Source organism: Thalassospira australica, from assembly GCF_044790785.1.
In the GTDB taxonomy this organism is placed as follows: Bacteria; Pseudomonadota; Alphaproteobacteria; order Rhodospirillales; family Thalassospiraceae; genus Thalassospira; species Thalassospira australica_A.
The window spans coordinates 1741874-1761558 of sequence record NZ_CP085258.1 but is presented as its reverse complement, the minus strand read 5'-3'; the positions used below and the strand labels follow the sequence as shown (position 1 = coordinate 1761558).

Here is a 19685-nt window from a genome sequence, read left to right as displayed (position 1 = left end):
GGCACGCCACCTGACATCCTTGCGAATAGCTCCTCTGCCCTCTTCTCTTCACAAATCTGTTGTGAAGCCATTGGATATATGTTGTCGACGAAATAGAAATTCCAGAACCATGACCAGACAGAATGCGTGAAATATAAAAATAATCATGGCATCAGCTGTGGGAATTGCCGAACAAGACGCCCGTTTTGTCCATAAGCTCCGATCACTCGGGATTAAACCGGTATCAGCATTTACCGGATTGATATAACGAAAGAACCCGCCCTGAAACAGGGCGGGTTCCGGCAGACGGTTTAAAGGTGCCAATCCCTTAACAGGGATCGCTTCTCATCCTTTTCGGACCGGAATTTTAACCTCGTCCCTTTTGCTTTCGGCCGTTTTCGGCAGAACCAGCGAAAGCACGCCGTTTTTCATCACGGCATCTACCTTGGCGACATCAACATGATCCGGCACGGCGAAGGAACGCTGGAAACGGCCATAACGCCGTTCGGACAGATAACGTCCTTTTTCCTTTTCTTCCTTCTCTTCCTTTTTCTCGCCACTTACGACGAGGTAACCGTTCGAAACGCTGATCTGAACGTCCTTTTCTTCAAGGCCCGGCAGTTCGATACTCAATTTGTAGACGGCATCATCTTCGGTAATATCCACCGGCGACATTGCGCTTTCAGGACTAACCGTAGCCCACCATTTATCCAAAGGTGCCGCATTTGAGAGCCTGAAGGGGAAATGCCAGGCCGTCGGGGAAAACTCGTCAAACAGTTGATCCACCTGGCGGCGCAGACTGTTAAAAGGATGCCAGACTTCAGGCTTTCCTGCGGTTTCCGATGATTTTTCGGATACAGCTTGCTTGTTCTCGGTCATAACCAGATCCTCCAACTAAGGATTACTGAACCGGCAAAGTACACTCCTTTTTTGCAGAATAATCTTTGATCTGGATTAAACCGCAAAGTGCTTTTACCTGAGAAAATGCAACTTCACGCACACAACTCAACTGCCCAATACGATGATCGCCCATCATGCTATCCATAAACCATATTTTGTTGAGGAATAACCTCCTGTGCCCGATGCTGCGGGTGCTTGTCTTCTGCATTTTGGCAGCCATGGCAAAGCCATCCCATGCGAACGACATCACCGAAAACGATCTGGAACTGTTTAACATCCATGTTGCAACCCAAAGTGACACATTGATTGAACTGGCCCGTCACTATCGACTTGGCTATATCGAACTGCTTGCCGCCAATCCGGGCGTCGATCCCTGGTTGCCCGGTGCGGGAACCCCTATCACCCTGCCAAATCTGCATTTGCTGCCCGACGCACCGCATGAAGGCATTGTTATAAATCTGTCAGAACAACGCCTGTATTTTTATCAATCGAATGGCGAAGTCCTCACAATGGCCATCGGTATCGGGCGGTTTGCATGGGAAACGCCAACCGGCTCCACCCGTGTAACCCGCAAACGCAAAAACCCGACATGGTTTCCACCCCCATCCATACGCGCAGAAAACCCGACACTCCCGGCAAGCATCGGGCCTGGTCCCAACAATCCGTTGGGGGAATATGCGCTGGATCTTGGTTGGCCGGGCTACCTGATACATGGCACCAACAAGCCCCACAGCATTGGAAGACGTGCAACACACGGATGCGTAAGGCTTTACCCCGAAGACATCGAAATACTTTTCGATCTGGTTGACATCGGAACCCCGGTTCATATTGTTGATCAACCGGTGAAAGCCGCCTGGATAGGGGATGACCTTTACCTTGAAATACATCCGGATCAACAGCAATCCGACGATATCGAAAATGAACGTCCCGCCAGGTCTGCCAACGCGGATGCATTGACACTGGCGATTTCAAACGCTCTTTTGCGAAAAGATATAGTCGGCGGAATGCTTGATTGGTCGCAAATTTACGATATCGCCAATGAAATTCGCGGTATCCCGACCAAAATATTCACAGCTCCCTCACCTAAGGCAAGATAGCCCCAAAAAAACAGGATTCCTTTTTTCTCAAGGAATCCTGTCTTCGTTAAATTTCCGATAGGCTGATCGATTGCATCACTTTTGCATCGACTTCTTGAACATTTCTTCAACACGCCGACTCGTTTCGGCAGCATCCTGTGCTGCCTGTTTTGCTTCTTGCGAAGCAACCAGGGCTTGATTGGCTGTTGTTTCAAGCTGATCGATTTTGGTCGATGTCGCGGACTGCTGCTGCTCGATAACGGCAACACGCGATTCAAGTGAACTCATTTGATCTGTACCGGCACACGCCGACACACCCAGCACAAGCACGGCTAACGTAACCCCGCAAAGGGTCCTTCTGACGTCAAACATTTCATCCTCCATCTGTTTCCTTTGAAACGGAATTTGACAAAACGCCGGTAAATGACGACGAGGCGCATTGACGAAAGAATTCTTGCATGCCCCCGAAACGCCAGCCTTGATCTGGGTTAAACCGCATTCTGGAGGCTAAAATTTCTCACAGAACTTCTTCGGACAATTCCGTCGAAAACCGGTTTTCAGATACCGGTTGGCGCACTAGTGTCTGTATCAATCATCCGATCACGAATTCTGTTTGAAAACAGGACCAATCCGGAAAAGGGACCGAACATGAATGCAGCCGATGTTGAAATTCTTGAACGCAAGCGCGGCTGGGACGGGCATTTCAAACTTGATGTCTATAAGCTCCGCCATAAGTTGTTTGACGGTGGTCAAAGTGCGGTTCTGCAGCGCGAGGTTCTTGAACGCGGGCATGCGGTTGCGGTCCTGCCCTATGACCCGGTGCGTGATGAAGTCGTTTTGATCGAACAATTCCGCCCCGGCGCCATTTCGGTGCATCAGCGTTTCCCTGAAATGCCGCTTTGGCTGACAGAAATTGTTGCCGGCATCGTCGAGGATGGCGAGGAAATGGAAGATGTCGCGCACCGCGAAACCATGGAAGAAGCCGGTTGTTCGATCATCGGCGACCTTGAACTGATTTCACGCTATTATGTAACACCCGGCTGTTCGAGCGAGACGGTCACCATGTATTATGGCCGGGTCGATGCATCAGGTGCCAATGGCCTGCATGGCCTTGAAGAAGAAGGCGAAGACATTCGCGTTTATACGGTATCGTCCGATGAATGCCTTGCCATGTTGCGTGACGGACAACTCTGCAATGCAACGGCAACGATTGCCATTCAGTGGCTGATGCTCAATCGCGACCGTATTCGCCGGGAAGCCGGGGTTTCCGGGGTCTAGGCGCGCTTTCGGAATGCAATTTAATTAACACACAAATTGCGTGATAATTTTTAATCCATCTTGACTTTTGTGTATAAAAGACCCAATCAACAGATAACAAAACACATTCTAACCACGCTTGGAGTCTGTCATGGACATTCGCAATGGCACCATCGAAGCCATTGGCCGCACCCCGCTTGTGAAACTTAAAAAGGTTTCCGAGCTAACGGGCTGCAACATTCTGGGCAAGGCCGAATATGCCAATCCGGGCGGATCGGTCAAAGACCGTGCCGCCCTTGCCATCATTCGTGACGCGGAAAAACGCGGCCTTCTGAAGCCGGGCGGCGTTATTGTCGAAGGAACGGCAGGCAATACCGGTATCGGTCTTGCCGTGGTCGGCAACGCGCTTGGCTATCGCACCGTGATCGTCATTCCCGAAACGCAAAGCCAGGAAAAGAAAGACCTGTTGCGTTTGCTGGGTGCCGACCTTCGCGAAGTCCCCGCCGTCCCCTATCGCGATCAGAACAACTATGTTCACGTCTCGCGCCGTCTGGCCGAAGAACTGGCAAAGACCGAACCGAACGGGGCCATCTGGGCCAACCAGTTCGATAACGTCGCCAACCGTCAGGGCCATTTTGACACCACCGGCCCCGAAATCTGGGAACAGACCGACGGCAAGATTGACGGCTTTATCTGTGCGGTCGGAACAGGCGGGACGCTTGCCGGTGTGTCGATGGCGCTCAAGGATCGCAACAAGGACATTCAGATCGGTCTTGCCGATCCGATGGGGGCGGCCCTTTACAGCCACTACAAGTTTGGCGAACTGAAATCCGAAGGCAGCTCGATCTCCGAAGGCATCGGTCAGGGCCGGATCACCGCCAACCTCGAAGGCATTGATATCGATCACCCGTTCCAGATTTCTGATGATGAAATGCTGCCGATCGTCTTTGACCTGCTCAAGGAAGAAGGGCTTTGCATGGGTGGCTCGACCGGCATCAACATCGCCGGTGCGGTGCGTCTGGCACGTGAACTCGGCCCGGGCAAAACCATCGTCACCATCCTGTGTGACCTTGGCACCCGCTATCAAAGCAAGCTCTGGAACCCGGCCTTCCTCAAAGAAAAAGGTTTGCCGAGCCCCGATTGGCTCTAGGCGCGCCTATTACCGGCCATCAAGAAAAACCCCTGCCAAATGGCGGGGGTTTCTTTTTGTACTGGCTACGCAACCGCGTCAGCGCGCCTTGCCGCCTGCCAAAGGTAAACCCCGCAAATCGCCGCCCCGATCAGAAGTGCCCCGGCAAATGCCGCCACCGCGTCCCAGCCACCATGTGACCAGAACCAGCCACCGACCGATCCCATGATGCTAGAGCCCAGATAATAGGCCAGCAGATAAAGCGATGACGCATGTCCCTTGGACTGCTTTGCCATCCGCCCGACCCAGCCGCTTGCCACCGAATGGGCAACAAAAAACCCGCTGGTCAGGACCATGATCCCACCGATCATGCCCCAAAGGCTGGAAAGCAGGGTCAAAGCCACCCCTGCCCCGGCGATCAGAACCCCCGACAGCAAAACCGGGGCCCGGCCGATCCGATCAGACATGGCACCTGCGATGGATGACGTCACCATCCCGCAAAGATAAACCACAAAAATCAGACTGATCTGCCCCTGGCTCAGGTTATAGGGGGCCTCGGATAAACGGAACCCGGCATAATTATACACCGTCACGAAACAACCCATCGCAAATGCCCCGATCAGGAACACGAATGGCAGACCGGGATGGCGCAGATGCCCTTCCCACGCGCGGATATGATACGACAATTGAAATCCGGGACGGCGCACGAAATTACGCGATGCAGGCAGCAAAATGACAAACCCAAGGGCGGCGAGCAAACCAAGTGCCCCCATCGCGCCAAGCGCCAGATGCCAGCCAAACATATCGGTCAGAATGCCGATCACCACGCGCCCGCTCATCCCGCCAAGGGCGGTCCCGCTGATGTAAATCCCCATCGTGGTGCCAAGGCCGCGCGGATGCATTTCCTCGGCCAGATACGCCATCGCAACCGCAGGAACCCCACCCAAAATCAGGCCTTCAAGCGCACGCACCACCAGAAATGCATGCCAGTCGGAAAGCAACGGCGCAATCAGGTTCAAAAGCGACGCGCCGCACATTGATGCAAACATCAACTGCTTGCGCCCGAACGCCTCGGACACCGCCCCCGCCAGCACGATGGCAAAGGCAAGGAACCCGGTCGTCAGTGACAGTGCAAGCGAACTGGATGCCGGGCTAACGGCAAAATCGCGCGCCAGTTCCGGCAATAGCGGCTGAACGCAGTAAATCAGCGAAAAGGTCGCATAGCCCGCCAGAAACAGCGCCAGACTGATCCGGCGGAATTCCGGTGATCCCGGCTCGGTATAAACCGGCTCGGGCACCTCGACCACCGGTCTGGTATCATCACTGGCAGCCTGCGCTGCGGGGCTTTCCACCCGGTGGGCACTCATATTCCCGGCCTCTTTTGAAGAATTCTGATCTGACCGAAAGGATTGCAGCTTTCCCGATATCCGTCCAATATATGTCACAGTCATTTTTGATATGTTTTGGATATACCGGATGGAACTGCGTCATATTCGATATTTTCTTGAAGTCGCCCGCGAGGGGAACTTTACCCGTGCCGCAGCCCGCATCGGCATTGGTCAACCGCCCCTAAGCCAGCAGATCCGCGATCTTGAAACCGAAATCGGCACTCAGCTGTTTCACCGCGTCCCGCATGGCGCGGAATTGACCGAGGCCGGAATGGCCTTTCGCGATATCGTGCAGCATTTCCCCGAACTGGCGGAACGCGCCATCCGGGCCGCCCGTCGCGCCGGTCGGGGTGAAATCGGCTCGATCCGGGTGGGCTTTACCGCATCCGCCGCTTTCAGCCCCAGCGTCCCGCGTGTTTTCCGCGATTTCAGGCGCGCCTATCCCGGCGTTGAAATGACGCTGGAGGAAAACAATTCCGCCCGCCTTTTGCATGCATTGATGGATGAACAGCTTGATGCCGTTTTCCTGCGACAGGGTGCTGCCAACAGCGATGCCATCAAACTGCATCGCCTGAAATCCGAACCGATGCTGATCGTGCTTCCGGCGGGTCATCCGGCGGCCCGGCATGAAACGGTGGCACTCGAAACCCTGCGCGATGACGCCCTGATCCTCACCCCGCGTCAGGTCGGGCCAACCCATTTCGATATCGTCGTTGCCGCCTGCCGTGCCGCCGGGTTTGAACCGGTCATGGGCCAAAGCGCGCCGCAATTGGGATCGGTCATCAATTTTGTCGCGGCCGAACTCGGTTTCTCGCTCGTCCCCGCCGCTATGGCACAGTTACAGGTCAATGGCGTGGTCTATCGCAAGGTCGCAGGTGATGTCCCGATGGCACATCTGGCACTGGCCTATCGCAGCAACGATATCTCGACCGTGCTGCGCAACTTTGTCGGCCGCACACTTAATGCGCATCACAATGCGGAACCGGAAACGGAACCAACCGGCTGAATTAAAGCCTTTCCGCCACTTTTAAATAAGGGATTATCACTCCCGGACTGGCAAGCCTCTGATTTTGGGCTAGATTAATCCCAACACTGAAATCCGGCGCGCCGTTTTCGGCCTGCGCCCAATTGGGATTATGCCTATGCCCCGTTTTTCCGTTCTTGATCTTTGCCCCGTTAACGAGGGCGAACATCCGCGCGATGCCTTGCGCAATACGCTTGAACTGGCCCAGCATGCCGAAAAACTCGGTTTTCATCGTTACTGGCTGGCCGAACATCACAACATGCCCGGCATCGCGAGTGCCGCAACCTCGGTTGTCATATCGCATGTCGCGGCGGGCACCAAAACCATCCGGGTTGGTTCGGGCGGTGTGATGTTGCCCAACCATGCGCCATTGGTGATTGCCGAACAGTTCGGCACCCTTGATGCGCTTTATCCCGGTCGTATCGATCTTGGCATCGGGCGCGCACCGGGAACCGACCAACGCACCGCCGCCGCCCTTCGCCGTGACATGCACGGCACCGAAGAACGCTTTATCCAGGACGTGCTTCAGGTCCAGCAATTCCTTGCCCCCCTTGAAGGCAACCCGCCAATCCGTGCCGTTCCGGGTTATGGCTCCGAAGTCCCGATGTGGCTTCTGGGCAGCAGCCTGTTTTCCGCGGATCTGGCCGCACGTCTTGGCCTGCCCTTTGCCTTTGCGTCACACTTTGCGCCCGATATGCTGATGGATGCATTGTCGCTGTATCGTCACCGGTTCGAACCAAGCAAACAGCTTGATAAACCCTATGCCATTGCCGCAATGGGCTTCTTCGCGGCCGATACCGACGAGGAAGGCGAATTTATTGCCACCTCCATGCAGCAGCAATTCCTGAATTTGCGGCGCGGTTCGCCGGGCCAGTTGCCCAAACCGGTCACATCGATGGATGACATCTGGAACCGGGTGGAAAAGGCCGGGGTCGATCATACCATGCGCTATGCCGCAATTGGCTCGCGCGATACCGTGCGCAAGAAACTGCGCGATTTCATCTATATGACCAAGGCCGATGAAATCATGGTCACCGCCAATATCTTTGATCACGCGGCACGGCTGAAATCATTCTCGATTGCGGCCGAACTCCGTGATGAACTTGACGCCGAACAGGCCGAAAAAATCGCGTGAAACTGCTCCTGAAACAATTCATCAGGTAATCACCGGGCCCGATCCATCCTGATCGGGCCCGTTCTTGTATTTCATCATATGAAATGCATCCGCACTGACCCCAACTGTTTTCTTGCGCTTGCAGATGCACTGGGACAAGATGTCGGCCCGGTTGGAAAATCAACCGCAACACATTGTTCCAAAAGGTTTTGGCTCGCCCCCATGACAGACTTCCTTCTGGCTGCCCTGCCGATCGCCACCATTCTGTTTCTGATGATCAAGGCAAACTGGGGCGCGGCACGCGCCGGCGCGGCCGCATGGTTCGTCACCGTTGCCATCGCCATGATCGCGTTTGGTGCGCCGACCGATATGCTGATCATAGCCCAGGCCAAGGGCGTGATGCTGGCCCTATACATTCTTTATATCGTCTGGGCCGCTCTGATCCTTTATTTCGCTGCCGAAGAAGCCGGTGCGATCAAAACCATCGGGCGGGCCATCCGCCAATTGACCGATGATCGCCCGCTGCAATTGCTGATCCTTGGTTATGTGTTTGCCACCTTCCTGCAAGGTGTCGCAGGCTTCGGGGTGCCGATTGCGGTGATCGCACCGCTTTTGCTCGGTATGGGGTTCTCGCCGGTGATCGCCGTTGCCGCCCCGATGATCGGCCATAGCTGGTCGGTGCTGTTTGGCAATATGGCGACTTCTTTCGAGGCCCTGATTGGCGTGACCGGCATTCCCGGCACCGAACTGACGCATTATTCCGCCATTCTGCTCGGCCTGTCGGGCTTCACCTGCGGGGCGGCGGTTCTGTGGCTGGATGGCGGTTTTCGCACCGTGCGCCGCCGGATCGTGCCGCTGGTGCTGATTGCCGGTGTCATGGGTGTGGTTCAATATCTGATGGCGAATTACGGCGTCTGGACGCTGGGCGGGCTGACCGCCGGGATTGCCGGGCTTGTCACCTCGATCATCGTCACCCGATTCTGGAAACCCCATCCCGATGACGTTGCCGAACCAAACGGGGATGACGACCATCACCACATGCCCCTGATCGAGGCATTGACCCCCTATCTGGTTTTCATGTTGATTGTCGGTATCGCAACCTTCATCCCCTCGGTCGAGGATTTCCTGTCGGGCCTTCGCCTGACCTTCGATTTCCCGGCAATCTCAACCGATCTGGGCTGGAACATCGACGCCGAAAGCGCCAAGCCGATTGCCATTTTCGGCCATCCCGGCGCGTTGTTGCTTTATACCGCCGCCATCAGCTTTGCCTTCTTCAAAGTCCGTGGACGCTATGACAACGGCATTGCCAGACGCATCTGGCAACGCACAGTCAAAAGCGGCCTTCCGACCAGCATCGGCATGGTCCCGGTCATCGGCCTTGCCATCATCATGGATCATGCGGGCATGACCTATGCCCTCGCCGAAGGCGGTGCTGCACTGTTTTCCGGCTCCTTTGCCATCGCCTATCCGGTGGTGGCCCCCGCCATCGGCGCATTGGGGGCCTTCATGACCGGCAGCACGAATAATTCCAACGTGGTCTTTGGCATGTTCCAGCGCCACACCGCCGAACTTTCGGGCATTTCAACCGCCCTTGTTCTGGCCGCACAGGCAACCGGCGCATCGCTTGGCAGCATGCTGGCCCCGTCAAAAATCCTGGTCGGCTGTTCGACGGTCGGACTTTCAGGGAAGGAAGGACCGGTATTGTCGGTCGTGCTTAAAACCGGTGTGCTTCTGACCGCCCTTTGCGGCTTCATGGCACTGGGCCTGTTGCTGATTGCGATGATCGGGGGTTAAGACAATGAAAAACAAACTGTTCAATCCGGTCTTTCTGTTTCTGGCATCCCTGATCCTGCCGCTTGTCGCGTTCGAAGCCCTGATAAACGAGGATGCCGCCCTGTCTGGCGTCCTCTCAGGCATTCCGGCGGGCGGCATCCTGTTTGGCCTGTTTACCGCTGTCATGGCCCTGATCGCCATCCGGAAATGATCGTATTCCGGCCCGGCCCGATATCAGGGCCGGAACATCGCAAGCTTGATGCCAAACGCAATAAACACGCTGCCGGTCACGGCCTTTAACGCCCGCTGGAACGATCCGCTGCGCGCCATTCCCGTCAGGCGCGACAGCAAAATGATCATGGCCGAAAACCAGATGATATTGATGCTGGCATGCACACACACCAGCATGAAGGCCGACGTAATGGCCCCGTCACCGACCGGAATGAATTGCGGAAATGCCGCAAGGTAGAAAATCGATACCTTGGGGTTAAGCGCATTGGTCAGAAACCCTTCGCCATACGCCACCAGAAGCGTCCTGCGGCGTTTGGCCGGCGCCACTTCGGCAACGGTTTTAACCCCGCGCCACGCCTCGCGCAGCGCCTTGAAACCGACCCAGCAAAGATATGCCGCACCGGCAATCTTCACCATCATGAACAATTGTGCCGACTGCACAAGGATCACCGAGATCCCCAAAATCGACAATGTGCCATGCAGGTAAAAGGCGGTCACGAAACCGGCAATATTGGCAAAGCCTGCCGTACGGCCCGATGTCGGAACGGTTTTGGCAATCAGAACGCCATTGGGACCGGGCGACATCACCAGAAGGGCGGTGACAAGCGTGAAGCTGACAAACTGTGTCCAATCCATCGGAATGGCTCCATAAAAAGGGTGGCCACGAAACTATAGATGGATTGTAAAAACCGGCAAGCGCGCGATTGTACCGATACATCGCCCCTTATTCCGGCAGGCAGAGAAATCAGCCCTGCCCCAGCCGTTGCAGATCGTATTTGTGATCAAGGATCGGCTGCCACCAATCGCGATTGTCGATATACCACTGCACCGTCTCGCGCAGGCCCGATGCGATATCGTGCATCGCCTTCCAGCCAAGGTCGGTCTCGATCTTTGTCGCGTCAATCGCATAACGATGATCATGCCCCGGACGGTCGATAACGAATTCAACGATATCGTCAAACTTCGTCACCGGCAGATCATCGGCCAGATCGCAAACCAGATCGAATATCTGGCGCACGATATCGATATTGCGCACCTCGTTCCGCCCGCCGACATTATAGGTTTCCCCGATCCGGCCCTCCTCGACGATCAGCGCCAGCGCACGGGCATGATCATCAACATGCAGCCAGTCGCGGATATTGCTGCCATCGCCATAAACCGGCAACTTCTTGCCACGCAGGGCATTGATGATCATCAGCGGAATGAATTTCTCGGGGAACTGGAACGGGCCGTAATTGTTTGAACAATTGCTGATCACCACCGGCAGACCATAGGTATGGCACCACGCCCGCACCAGATGATCCGACGATGCCTTGCTCGCGGCATAGGGGGAATTGGGCCGGTACGGGCTCTGTTCGGTAAACAGGCCATCATCGGGGCCAAGCGATCCGTAAACCTCGTCGGTCGATATGTGATGAAACCGGAACCGGTCCCGGTGATGCTCGTCAAGCCCGCGCCAGTAAACGGCCACCGCTTCCAGCAAATGATAGGTCCCGACGATATTGGTGTTGATGAATGCCCCCGGCCCGTCAATCGACCGGTCCACATGGCTTTCCGCCGCCAGATGCATCACCGCATCCGGGCCGAAATCATGAAGCGCCGCCGCAACCGCAAGCGGATCGGCGATGTCTGCCTTGATGAATTGATAGTTCGGCAGATGATCAATGGTATCAAGACTGCGCAGATCGCTGGCATAGGTCAGTTTATCGAGGTTAAGCACTTCCCAGCCACGTTCAAGAACCAGATAACGACACAGGGCTGATCCGATAAATCCCGCCCCGCCAGTCACCATGACGCGCATTACTAACACCTTTATCCTGTTCGTCTTTTTCTTGTTCGATAGAAGAACATCGAAAAATGGCCCGGAAATGGCAGACCCTCATACCTGATCCGACCAAGGCCTGATTTCTGAATACGCTTGAATGTTCCCTATTTGTTCTTTATTCTGCATTCATGCAAAACAGTCCTGTCCCGATGCCTGAAACAGCAGCCCAACTCCCACACGGTGATGACTTGGATGACCCATCCCGTGATCCCAATATCCTGCCTGCGCGCAAACAGAAAGGCCGGGGGGCGATATCGAATATTGATGGCCGCTTCGAGAAATTCAGCCACCAAGCCTATGATGATGGCTGGGTATCGAACCTTATGGAAGAGGCCGATATGCCACGCATCCGCACCACCCTTGGCATTGATGGCGCACGCAGTGTAATTACCAGAAACCAAAGCCCCGATGTGCCGTTTGACCGCTCGATCAATCCCTATCGCGGCTGTGAACATGGCTGCATCTATTGCTTTGCCAGACCGACACACGCCTATCTCGGCCTGTCGCCGGGACTGGATTTTGAAACAAAACTGTTCTGGAAACCCGACGCCCCGGCGCTGTTGCGCAAACAGCTCGCCGTCAAAAGCTATATGCCTGCCCCCATCGTGATCGGCACCAGCACCGATCCCTATCAGCCGGTTGAACGCGAAAAGCAACTGACCCGATCAATCATCAGGGTACTTGGCGATTGCCAGCATCCCTTTTCGATCATCACCAAGGGCGCACTTGTCACCCGCGATATCGACCTGATCGCGCCAATGGCCGCCAGAAACCGTGCATCTGTCGCAGTATCGGTCACAAGCCTCGATCACAGATTATCCAACCTTCTCGAACCGCGTGCCTCCGCCCCGCACCGTCGCCTTGATGCCATTCGCAAACTTGCCGATGCCGGCATTCCGGTCACGGCCCTGTGCGCACCGATCATTCCCGGCCTCAATGACATGGAAATCGAAAATCTCGTTGCGGCGGTTCATGATGCCGGAGCAACGTCGGTATCGCACATCGTCATCCGCCTGCCGCTTGAAATCGCCGACCTGTTCGAAGAATGGCTCGAAGCCAATTATCCTGATCGCAAGGCAAAGGTCATGTCCCTGATCCGTCAGATGCGCGACGGCGAACGCTATCAATCCGAATTTGGCACCCGCATGCGCGGCACCGGCCCGATTGCCGATCTGATCGCCAGGCGATTTGATGCCGCACGCAAAAAACACGGCATGACCGGCCGGTCGCTCAACCTTGATTGCAGCGGCTTTGTCCGCCCCAGTGCGAACGGGCAAATGTCGCTGTTCTGAGATCACCAGCAACATCGCCCCCTCGCCCCCAAACCCTGCTCGCGCGACCGGCGCACACCAACCCGATCACTCCGCCCCAATCACTCCGCACGACGGATCAGCATCGTTCTTTGACCGCCAACGGTAAGGCGCAATACCTCGCCATCATCAAACGCGTAACTGAGGATATGATGATCAGGATCGACAATCTGTCTGTTCTCGATCATGACAGCACCACTGGCGATCAGCTCGCTCGCTGCCGCAATGGTATCGGCAAAACCCGCCATCAGAATAAGCGGCACCACCCCGATCCCGTCTTTCAGCGCATTGGGTGTGAAATCAAGTGTCGGCGTGCGATCCGCAAGGGAGATATGGGTCATATGGGTCATTTTCCGGTTTCCTTGTTGGTGGGGCCACCTCGGGCAAACCGGTTCATGGAAAAAACAAAGGCCGCCCTGGGGCAGCCGGTCTTGGTTTAATTTACAAACACATCAACAGGCGCCGCGCTATGTGCACGACGTAAAATAGGCGTTCTGATGTGTAACAATGTTTTCCATCTTTAAAGCATTACGCATCCAATGCCGTCAGGTCAACCCTGTTTCCTGATTGCAGCGGCCTTGATCGCCGGGATGCCAACGGGCAGATGCAGTTGCTGCGAACAGCCCACCGGGGCACCAGTTCAATGCTACACACAGCAAAACACCCGCCGCGGCAAAGCCGTTAGGCGGGTGTTGTTGATCAACCGGATAAAGGCGGACTATCCCACCACCCGGTACCGGGCGTGTGGGGCGGGGCTTGCTGCGATCGACGGATCGATCTTCGGCAAAACCCCGCCTTCCTCCGCGCCTGTATATTCTGTCAGATCCTGGTTTTTGGCGTTGGTATCGTTCATCGCCATCATGCGCGCACTTTCAAAAAAGCGAAGGCCGCGCTTTTCAAGAACATAAAGCGTTTCCGCACCCCACGGCCCCGACCAGACCAGCCCCGAAAGCGTTTCCATTTCGCGTTCGATCCGGGCCGGTGAAATCGGCCGGCCAAGGCACGTCGTCAACAAAAACGAAAGTTCCGCTGCCGTTACACCGTCTTCGCAGCATTCCTCGGCCAGAACCGCCATTACCGCCATGGTTACCACCCGAAGAGAAACCTTGCCGGTTTCGATCCCCGGAAAGCGGCTTTGCTGCAGGCTGACGATATCATTGGCGATGCGATCAACGCCCCCACGGATCACATATCGCCCACGCCAGACCCTGCAGCTTGTCCGTACTTCCCATTCCCGCATTTTGTCCCCGCCTGTTTTCTTGTCCCACGTCAAGAATGATACATTATTAATACATAACGTCAATCACTTTATCGGTTTTTTGTATCACTTAATACAAGCATCACGAAACCACTGATACCCGCTGCCGGTCGCGGCAAATCCCCCGTCCCCGTCAACCGGTTCGATATAGCCCCGCGTGATTGCGCTATGAAAATCGCGCCCGAAATTCCGGGGCATACGCAGATGTTCCTGCCGCCGCAGCAACCGCCGGATGTCATCACGCGTCACAAAGCTCCGCCCGTCACGGTAATGCAGCCAGATCGCGGCAATCAGGATCGTTTCGGCAAAGCCGCGCGGCTGCAGCCGGGCAATCAGATCACCCAGATTGCCGACATATCCGATCAGGAAGTTCGCCGGATCAATTGCGTCTGATCCCCCTGCCAAACCGGCCCCGCCAAAGTTCTGCCCGGTCAACATTCTGTTCGCCTGCCCGGACGCAGCAATCAAGCCAGCGTCCGACCCTTGGGTATCCGGCACCTGGCCCCCCTGCCCCGGCGCGCTCTCCGATGCGGGCGTCCCCTTGCCAACAATAACCGACCCGGATCGATCCGGACGGGCCATTACAGGGAATTGCCTGCCATCAGGACTGAATGACGAGGCTGGCCCGGACGAAGCAGACGAAGCCGCATGATCAACCGCACCAGCCGCACCCGCCCGCAAACCGTTCGGCGACCCGAACAGGGCCGCCATCACCAAAGGCAGGCGCGCAGGCGGGATCGCACATTCAAGATCCACCGGCCCGAAATCACCTTCGCCCGTCAATTTGACATGAATAACAGCAGCCAAGTTTCTTTCACCCCCAGTTTGGGCCAAGGGGATACCATACATTTCGTAACATTATCAACATTAATTCCAGAAACATGTATCCATAAATACATAAACTGAACTCATAAAAACCCCTCGACAAAACAGCCCTTTGCACATCACCATGATTTCACTGCAAGATTTCAGACCGCACCGTCACCGCGATGCTGCCCCGCCCCACCAAAGGCACATCCCTCGCCGCCCCGATTTTGGCGGCAATCTGACGGTCGCATGATCTGATCGCCACCAAAGATGGAGGAGTCTGTGACCCGCCTTTTGTTTCGCGAAGATGCCTATCGCCGGAACTGCGACGCCAAAATCATGTCGATTTCCGACCGCGGCATCGAACTGGACCAAACCGTGTTTTACGCCACCGCCGGCGGCCAGACCGGCGATGTCGGCCTGCTGAAAACTGCGGATGGCCGTGAAATACCGGTCGCAACCACGATCAAGGACCGCGACAGCGGTAAAATCCTGCATATCATCGCCGAGGGGCATGACCTGCCCGCAATCGGCGATACGATCACCGCCGAACTGGATTGGGAAACCCGCCACCGCCTGATGCGGTTTCACACCTGCCTGCATCTGCTGTGCGCGATTGTTAAGGGCGACGTCACCGGCGGCAATATCGCCGCCCACAAGGCCCGGCTTGATTTCAACCTGCCCGATGAAGCCCCTGACAAGGATGAACTGACCACAAGACTGAACGAGCTGATCGCACGCAACGCCGAAGTCTATGATGGTGAGATCAGCGTGGCCGAACTCAAAGCCAACCCGGAACTGGTCCGCACCATGTCGGTACAGCCACCGATGGACGGCAACAGCATCCGCACCGTCACGATCGAGGGGATCGATTATCAGCCCTGCGGCGGAACGCATGTCAAAAGTACGGCCGAAATCGGCAGGGTTCTGGTTGCCAAGATCGAAAAGAAAGGCCGCCAGAACCGCCGCATCAATATCGTCTTTGATGAATGATCGCCCCAATGATCGCCCCGACGATGCATGCTGCCATATCCCCAATGCCAGTCGGGATATTGCCATGCGCTTTCAGGACGGATAGAAATTAAAACAAGAAACATTTGAATTTGACGTTACAGATCTGCGGAAACGCCCCGGATCGCGCAATACCCACCATTGCAAACCGGAGTCTCTTTGATGACCAACCCAACTTCCGACGCACTGGTTTCCACCCAGTGGCTTGCGGATCACCTTGATGCACCCGACGTTCGCGTCGTCGATGCCAGCTGGTACATGCCCGCCCAGAACAAGAACGCGCGCGAGATTTATAACGCGCAACACATTCCGGGCGCGGTATTCTTTGATATCGATGAAATCGCCGCCGATGATAGCGCGCCGCTTCCCCACATGATGCCCGACGCGATCAAATTTTCCGCCAAGGTCCGCAAACTTGGCCTTGGCGACGGTGTGCGCATCGTGGTTTACGGCCAGACAGGATCGGCCCTTGCCGCCTGCCGGGCATGGTGGATGCTGCGCCATTTCGGGCATCACGATGTTGCCGTGCTTGATGGCAGCCTGCCAAAATGGCTGGCGGAAAAGCGCCCGGTGACCGACGCACCAACCCCGCCGCGCGAACGCCATTTCACCGCGCGCGCCAACAGCTTCCTTTTGCGCGAATATGATCAGGTGCTGGCAAACGTCAAAAGCAAACGCGAACAGCTGGTCGATGCCCGCGCGACCGACCGCTTCACCGGCGACGCCGATGAACCGTGGGGCAAGGCAGGCCACGTGCCGGGTTCCTACAACCTGCCGTTTGATAAGCTTCTGAATGCTGACTGCACCTTCAAGGACGCCGATGCCATTCGCACCGCCTTCCATGATGCCGGTGTCAATCTGGATAAATCGGTCGTCGCATCCTGCGGCTCGGGCGTGACCGCCTGCGTCCTCGCACTTGGTGCCTATATCGCCGGGAAAAAGGAAGTCGCGGTCTATGACGGTTCCTGGGCCGAATGGGCCAGCACGGAGGGAAGCCCGGTCAACAAAGGGCCGGCGTGACGCGCGCGCAACAACAGATATGAAAACGCCCGGTGCCACCACCCTGTCCCAAACCGATGCCGCCAGAAACAACGCGGTCGGCAAAAGTGACAGGAACGACGAACCGGGCGTTTTTCTTGAAAGACTGCAATCCCCGACCGCGCAGGACATCGCCGCCATCGGCGAACTTTGGCAGAAATGCGGGTTGACCAGACCAGGCCACGATGCCGGTCGCGATATCGCAGACTGCCTGAATTCCGGGCGCGGCAGCGTGATTTTGGCACGAACGGCAAAAGACGCTACAATCATCGGCACTGTCATGGCCGGTCATGACGGTGAAAGCGGCTGGGTTCACTATCTTGCCGTATCGCACGATGCCCGGGGCACCGGCCTTGGATCGGGTCTTCTGGCACTGGCCGAGGATATCCTTGCCGCCACCGGCCTTGTCGCAAACAAGGTCACGGTCACAGACCCGGCAGTGCATGATTTTTATCGCAAATTCGGCTATGAAATTATCGAAACCGCCCCACACACCAAACCGCAAACATCTGAAATCGTTAACGATTTCGTGGTTATGCGAAAAAGGCTGAAGTCATGAGTGCATCCAACCCGCGCAAGCTGGAAGTCGTCATTACCTTCCTTGAAATGCTTGATCCGCCAGATCGCCCTGCGGCAACCATCCCGCCGGGCAAGGTCGCCATCGTGCGCGCCGAAAACCCCACCCTGTCCTTTTACCGCTACCTTTATAATACGGTCGGCGAACCGTGGCTTTGGTGGTTGCGCCGCCTGATGGGCGATGACGAGCTTGCCGAAATCCTGGCAAAACCCGAAACCCATGTTTACGTGCTTTATGTCGCCGGCGTCCCGGCCGGATTTGCCGAACTTGACCTGACCGATCTCGAAGAAACCGGCGTGATCGACCTGCATTATATGGGCCTGATCCCCGATTTCATCGGCAAGGGCTATGGCAAATACCTGCTGAACTGGGCGATTGACACCGCCTGGGGCCTTAAACCGCAACGCATAACAGTCAATACATGTTCGCTGGATCATCCAAGTGCTTTGGGGGCTTACCAGAAGGCAGGCTTTGGTGTATACGACCAGCGAACAGATATTGTTGACGATCCGCGTGATACCGGCCTGATCCCGGCCATCGACCATCATGTTGATCATGATGGCGGTCCGGGCAACGGCAAAAATGCCGAAAGGTCGCAGGAAAATGAAAATTCCGGCACTTTGATCGTTGACTTTCCCGAGCGCGCACGTTAACAAGCGCGCCTGAGTTTACCCAAGCCAGAGGATGATGACCCATGGCAGTGCCAAAGAAAAAAGTGACCAAGTCCCGTCAGGGCATGCGTCGCTCGCATGACAAGCTCGCCAAGGGCTCGTACCGCGAAGACAAAGAAACCGGCGAACTGCATCGCCCGCACCACATTGACCTGAACACCGGTATGTACCGTGGTCGTCAGGTGGTCGAGCCGAAGATGTAATTCCGCACCGGAGAGCTTTGGCTCTTTGGCGGTTTACGACGCTAAAAGTTTCCGCGCCATCCGTTTTTCGGATGGCGTTTGGTTTAAAAAAGGACGAAGCCCAGCGGTTTCGTCCTTTTTTATTTGATCACGCCATTCCGTCCGATCCGGTACCGCAAATCACAATCCCGATCTTGCCGGGATTATCGACGCCCAGTCGGTCGGTCAGCACCGCGGCAATCCCGGCCGCCGCCGAAAGCTCCACCGCAATTCCCATCTCCCGCCACAGCCAGCGCGCCGCATCGCGCATTTCATCGTCACTGACCAGAACGATCCGATCAACATTCCGGCCAATCAGATCGACATTCAATGCCGACGACTGACGCGGTGCCAGGCTGGTTGCCGCCGTATTCACACTTGGCAATGTCGCGACCTCGTTATTCTTGAGGCTCTCGAACAATGTCGGGGCACCTGTCGGCTCGACACCGATCACCCGGATCGAGGGCCGCAAAAGCTTGGCCGCCGTCGCCACCCCTGAAATAAGCCCGCCGCCGCCAATCGCCACCACCAGCGTATCAAGGTCGGCCTGCTGTTCAAGCATCTCAAGCGCAATCGTGCCCTGCCCTGCAATCACCTTCGGATCGGCAAAGGGATGGATATAGGCCATGCCGCTTTCACGCGCATGATCCATGGCTGCCCGGTTGGCATCGTCCCAGACCGCCCCGATCAGGGCCACATCAACGCCCTGCTTGCGCAGCTTTTCGACCTTGGGCTTTGGCGTATTGGTCGGCAAAAAGATTTTGACCGGAACCCCCAGCACACGGGCAGCATTGATCACCCCCATGCCATGATTGCCGCCCGATGCAGTACAAAGCCCCACGGCGCGTTTGTCTTCATCAAGGGCAAGGGCGGCATTCATTGCGCCACGCGCCTTGAACGAGCCTGATATCTGCATGTTTTCAAGCTTCAGATACAGGTCCGGAATGCGATCCCGGTCGGGGAAAACCGACTTGTCGCTATAAATACCGGCGGCAAATACCGGCGTCAGGCGCATGTGATCGGAAATGGCGCGACGCGCGGCGCGAAAATCCTGAAGTTCGAGCACGGGGCCTCCTGCAAGTCGGGTGGTCTAAAC

Annotated in this window: 23 protein-coding genes; 13 read left to right on the top strand and 10 right to left on the bottom strand. The window is 56.2% G+C overall.

The features are described 5' to 3' along the window. Nucleotides 1-324: 324 nt before the first annotated feature. Entirely contained in the window at nucleotides 325-858 is a 534-nt protein-coding gene (locus LG297_RS08505; RefSeq protein ID WP_404426481.1) for an Hsp20/alpha crystallin family protein, read from the bottom strand. Nucleotides 859-880: 22 nt separating this feature from the next. Beyond that, complete coding sequence (locus LG297_RS08500) at nucleotides 881-1099, bottom strand: hypothetical protein (protein ID WP_404426480.1); 219 nt, start codon at nucleotides 1097-1099, stop codon at nucleotides 881-883. Between LG297_RS08500 and LG297_RS08495 the strand changes: the two genes are divergently transcribed. Further along, on the top strand, nucleotides 1098-1976 hold the full coding sequence (locus tag LG297_RS08495) for a L,D-transpeptidase family protein (protein ID WP_404426479.1): 879 nt from the start codon (nucleotides 1098-1100) through the stop codon (nucleotides 1974-1976). The genes LG297_RS08500 and LG297_RS08495 overlap by 2 nt on opposite strands. 75 nt (nucleotides 1977-2051) lie before the next feature. On the opposite strand, the gene LG297_RS08490 is transcribed toward LG297_RS08495, so the two are convergent. Beyond that, nucleotides 2052-2327 carry an alanine-zipper protein gene (locus LG297_RS08490; protein ID WP_404426478.1) on the bottom strand — a complete coding sequence of 92 codons (276 nt, stop codon included), beginning with the start codon at nucleotides 2325-2327 and terminating at the stop codon, nucleotides 2052-2054. A 276-nt stretch (nucleotides 2328-2603) separates the two neighbouring features. On the opposite strand from LG297_RS08490, the gene LG297_RS08485 reads away from it, so the two are divergent. After that, the gene (locus tag LG297_RS08485; protein ID WP_404426477.1) at nucleotides 2604-3233 is read left to right on the top strand and encodes an NUDIX domain-containing protein; all 630 of its coding nucleotides are present in this window, start codon (nucleotides 2604-2606) and stop codon (nucleotides 3231-3233) included. Nucleotides 3234-3363: 130 nt separating this feature from the next. Next, nucleotides 3364-4362: a cysteine synthase A gene (locus LG297_RS08480; protein ID WP_404426476.1), complete on the top strand. Its 999-nt coding sequence runs from the start codon at nucleotides 3364-3366 to the stop codon at nucleotides 4360-4362. Between the two features lie 65 nt (nucleotides 4363-4427). Here the strand turns inward: LG297_RS08480 and LG297_RS08475 are convergent, their stop codons facing one another. Beyond that, a complete protein-coding gene (locus tag LG297_RS08475) occupies nucleotides 4428-5708 on the bottom strand; it encodes an MFS transporter (protein WP_404426475.1) in 1281 nt (426 codons plus the stop codon). Nucleotides 5709-5817: 109 nt separating this feature from the next. Between LG297_RS08475 and LG297_RS08470 the strand changes: the two genes are divergently transcribed. The 4 genes from LG297_RS08470 (at nucleotide 5818) to LG297_RS08455 (ending at nucleotide 9851) form a co-directional block, all read left to right on the top strand. Continuing rightward, complete coding sequence (locus LG297_RS08470; RefSeq protein WP_404426474.1) at nucleotides 5818-6735, top strand: LysR family transcriptional regulator; 918 nt, start codon at nucleotides 5818-5820, stop codon at nucleotides 6733-6735. A 136-nt stretch (nucleotides 6736-6871) separates the two neighbouring features. Then, nucleotides 6872-7888, top strand: coding sequence for an LLM class flavin-dependent oxidoreductase (locus tag LG297_RS08465; RefSeq protein ID WP_404426473.1), 1017 nt, complete (start codon nucleotides 6872-6874; stop codon nucleotides 7886-7888). A 201-nt stretch (nucleotides 7889-8089) separates the two neighbouring features. Continuing rightward, nucleotides 8090-9661 carry an L-lactate permease gene (locus LG297_RS08460; protein WP_404426472.1) on the top strand — a complete coding sequence of 524 codons (1572 nt, stop codon included), beginning with the start codon at nucleotides 8090-8092 and terminating at the stop codon, nucleotides 9659-9661. A 4-nt stretch (nucleotides 9662-9665) separates the two neighbouring features. After that, nucleotides 9666-9851, top strand: a complete 186-nt coding sequence (locus tag LG297_RS08455; protein WP_404426471.1) for a hypothetical protein — start codon at nucleotides 9666-9668, stop codon at nucleotides 9849-9851. 23 nt (nucleotides 9852-9874) lie between these two features. Here LG297_RS08455 and LG297_RS08450 read toward each other — a convergent pair whose 3' ends face one another. Then, the gene (locus LG297_RS08450) at nucleotides 9875-10507 is read right to left on the bottom strand and encodes a LysE family translocator (protein ID WP_404426470.1); all 633 of its coding nucleotides are present in this window, start codon (nucleotides 10505-10507) and stop codon (nucleotides 9875-9877) included. Nucleotides 10508-10616: 109 nt separating this feature from the next. Then, entirely contained in the window at nucleotides 10617-11672 is a 1056-nt protein-coding gene (rfbB, locus tag LG297_RS08445) for a dTDP-glucose 4,6-dehydratase (RefSeq protein ID WP_404426938.1), read from the bottom strand. A gap of 212 nt (nucleotides 11673-11884) precedes the next feature. On the opposite strand from rfbB, the gene LG297_RS08440 reads away from it, so the two are divergent. Further along, on the top strand, nucleotides 11885-12988 hold the full coding sequence (locus tag LG297_RS08440) for a PA0069 family radical SAM protein (RefSeq protein ID WP_404426469.1): 1104 nt from the start codon (nucleotides 11885-11887) through the stop codon (nucleotides 12986-12988). An 80-nt stretch (nucleotides 12989-13068) separates the two neighbouring features. On the opposite strand, the gene LG297_RS08435 is transcribed toward LG297_RS08440, so the two are convergent. The 3 genes from LG297_RS08435 to LG297_RS08425 form a co-directional block, all read right to left on the bottom strand. After that, the gene (locus LG297_RS08435; RefSeq protein WP_404426468.1) at nucleotides 13069-13356 is read right to left on the bottom strand and encodes a tyrosyl-tRNA synthetase; all 288 of its coding nucleotides are present in this window, start codon (nucleotides 13354-13356) and stop codon (nucleotides 13069-13071) included. Between the two features lie 368 nt (nucleotides 13357-13724). Then, nucleotides 13725-14246, bottom strand: a complete 522-nt coding sequence (locus LG297_RS08430; RefSeq protein WP_404426467.1) for a hypothetical protein — start codon at nucleotides 14244-14246, stop codon at nucleotides 13725-13727. 84 nt (nucleotides 14247-14330) lie between these two features. Continuing rightward, nucleotides 14331-15071 carry a hypothetical protein gene (locus tag LG297_RS08425; RefSeq protein ID WP_404426466.1) on the bottom strand — a complete coding sequence of 247 codons (741 nt, stop codon included), beginning with the start codon at nucleotides 15069-15071 and terminating at the stop codon, nucleotides 14331-14333. Nucleotides 15072-15353: 282 nt separating this feature from the next. On the opposite strand from LG297_RS08425, the gene LG297_RS08420 reads away from it, so the two are divergent. From LG297_RS08420 to rpmF, 5 genes are all read left to right on the top strand, one after another. Beyond that, nucleotides 15354-16064 (top strand): alanyl-tRNA editing protein, encoded by a 711-nt coding sequence (locus LG297_RS08420; RefSeq protein WP_404426465.1) that lies wholly within the window; start codon nucleotides 15354-15356, stop codon nucleotides 16062-16064. A gap of 180 nt (nucleotides 16065-16244) precedes the next feature. Next, nucleotides 16245-17102 (top strand): sulfurtransferase, encoded by an 858-nt coding sequence (locus LG297_RS08415; RefSeq protein ID WP_404426464.1) that lies wholly within the window; start codon nucleotides 16245-16247, stop codon nucleotides 17100-17102. Nucleotides 17103-17121: 19 nt separating this feature from the next. Then, a complete protein-coding gene (locus LG297_RS08410; protein WP_404426463.1) occupies nucleotides 17122-17679 on the top strand; it encodes a GNAT family N-acetyltransferase in 558 nt (185 codons plus the stop codon). Next, nucleotides 17676-18350, top strand: coding sequence for a GNAT family N-acetyltransferase (locus LG297_RS08405; protein ID WP_404426462.1), 675 nt, complete (start codon nucleotides 17676-17678; stop codon nucleotides 18348-18350). The genes LG297_RS08410 and LG297_RS08405 overlap by 4 nt, the downstream gene beginning before the upstream one ends. Nucleotides 18351-18391: 41 nt before the next feature. Then, nucleotides 18392-18571, top strand: a complete 180-nt coding sequence (rpmF, locus tag LG297_RS08400) for a 50S ribosomal protein L32 (protein WP_062951864.1) — start codon at nucleotides 18392-18394, stop codon at nucleotides 18569-18571. Between the two features lie 127 nt (nucleotides 18572-18698). On the opposite strand, the gene LG297_RS08395 is transcribed toward rpmF, so the two are convergent. Beyond that, a complete protein-coding gene (locus LG297_RS08395) occupies nucleotides 18699-19655 on the bottom strand; it encodes a threonine/serine dehydratase (protein WP_404426461.1) in 957 nt (318 codons plus the stop codon). Nucleotides 19656-19685: the final 30 nt, after the last annotated feature.

Coding starts and splice junctions, on each gene's coding strand:
- LG297_RS08505 (WP_404426481.1), bottom strand. CDS start 858: ATGACCGAGAACAAGCAAGCTGTATCCGAAAAATCATCGGAAACCGCA.
- LG297_RS08495 (WP_404426479.1), top strand. CDS start 1,098: ATGGCAAAGCCATCCCATGCGAACGACATCACCGAAAACGATCTGGAA.
- LG297_RS08500 (WP_404426480.1), bottom strand. CDS start 1,099: ATGGCTGCCAAAATGCAGAAGACAAGCACCCGCAGCATCGGGCACAGG.
- LG297_RS08490 (WP_404426478.1), bottom strand. CDS start 2,327: ATGTTTGACGTCAGAAGGACCCTTTGCGGGGTTACGTTAGCCGTGCTT.
- LG297_RS08485 (WP_404426477.1), top strand. CDS start 2,604: ATGAATGCAGCCGATGTTGAAATTCTTGAACGCAAGCGCGGCTGGGAC.
- LG297_RS08480 (WP_404426476.1), top strand. CDS start 3,364: ATGGACATTCGCAATGGCACCATCGAAGCCATTGGCCGCACCCCGCTT.
- LG297_RS08475 (WP_404426475.1), bottom strand. CDS start 5,708: ATGAGTGCCCACCGGGTGGAAAGCCCCGCAGCGCAGGCTGCCAGTGAT.
- LG297_RS08470 (WP_404426474.1), top strand. CDS start 5,818: ATGGAACTGCGTCATATTCGATATTTTCTTGAAGTCGCCCGCGAGGGG.
- LG297_RS08465 (WP_404426473.1), top strand. CDS start 6,872: ATGCCCCGTTTTTCCGTTCTTGATCTTTGCCCCGTTAACGAGGGCGAA.
- LG297_RS08460 (WP_404426472.1), top strand. CDS start 8,090: ATGACAGACTTCCTTCTGGCTGCCCTGCCGATCGCCACCATTCTGTTT.
- LG297_RS08455 (WP_404426471.1), top strand. CDS start 9,666: ATGAAAAACAAACTGTTCAATCCGGTCTTTCTGTTTCTGGCATCCCTG.
- LG297_RS08450 (WP_404426470.1), bottom strand. CDS start 10,507: ATGGATTGGACACAGTTTGTCAGCTTCACGCTTGTCACCGCCCTTCTG.
- rfbB (WP_404426938.1), bottom strand. CDS start 11,672: ATGCGCGTCATGGTGACTGGCGGGGCGGGATTTATCGGATCAGCCCTG.
- LG297_RS08435 (WP_404426468.1), bottom strand. CDS start 13,356: ATGACCCATATGACCCATATCTCCCTTGCGGATCGCACGCCGACACTT.
- LG297_RS08430 (WP_404426467.1), bottom strand. CDS start 14,246: ATGCGGGAATGGGAAGTACGGACAAGCTGCAGGGTCTGGCGTGGGCGA.
- LG297_RS08415 (WP_404426464.1), top strand. CDS start 16,245: ATGACCAACCCAACTTCCGACGCACTGGTTTCCACCCAGTGGCTTGCG.
- LG297_RS08410 (WP_404426463.1), top strand. CDS start 17,122: ATGAAAACGCCCGGTGCCACCACCCTGTCCCAAACCGATGCCGCCAGA.
- LG297_RS08405 (WP_404426462.1), top strand. CDS start 17,676: ATGAGTGCATCCAACCCGCGCAAGCTGGAAGTCGTCATTACCTTCCTT.
- rpmF (WP_062951864.1), top strand. CDS start 18,392: ATGGCAGTGCCAAAGAAAAAAGTGACCAAGTCCCGTCAGGGCATGCGT.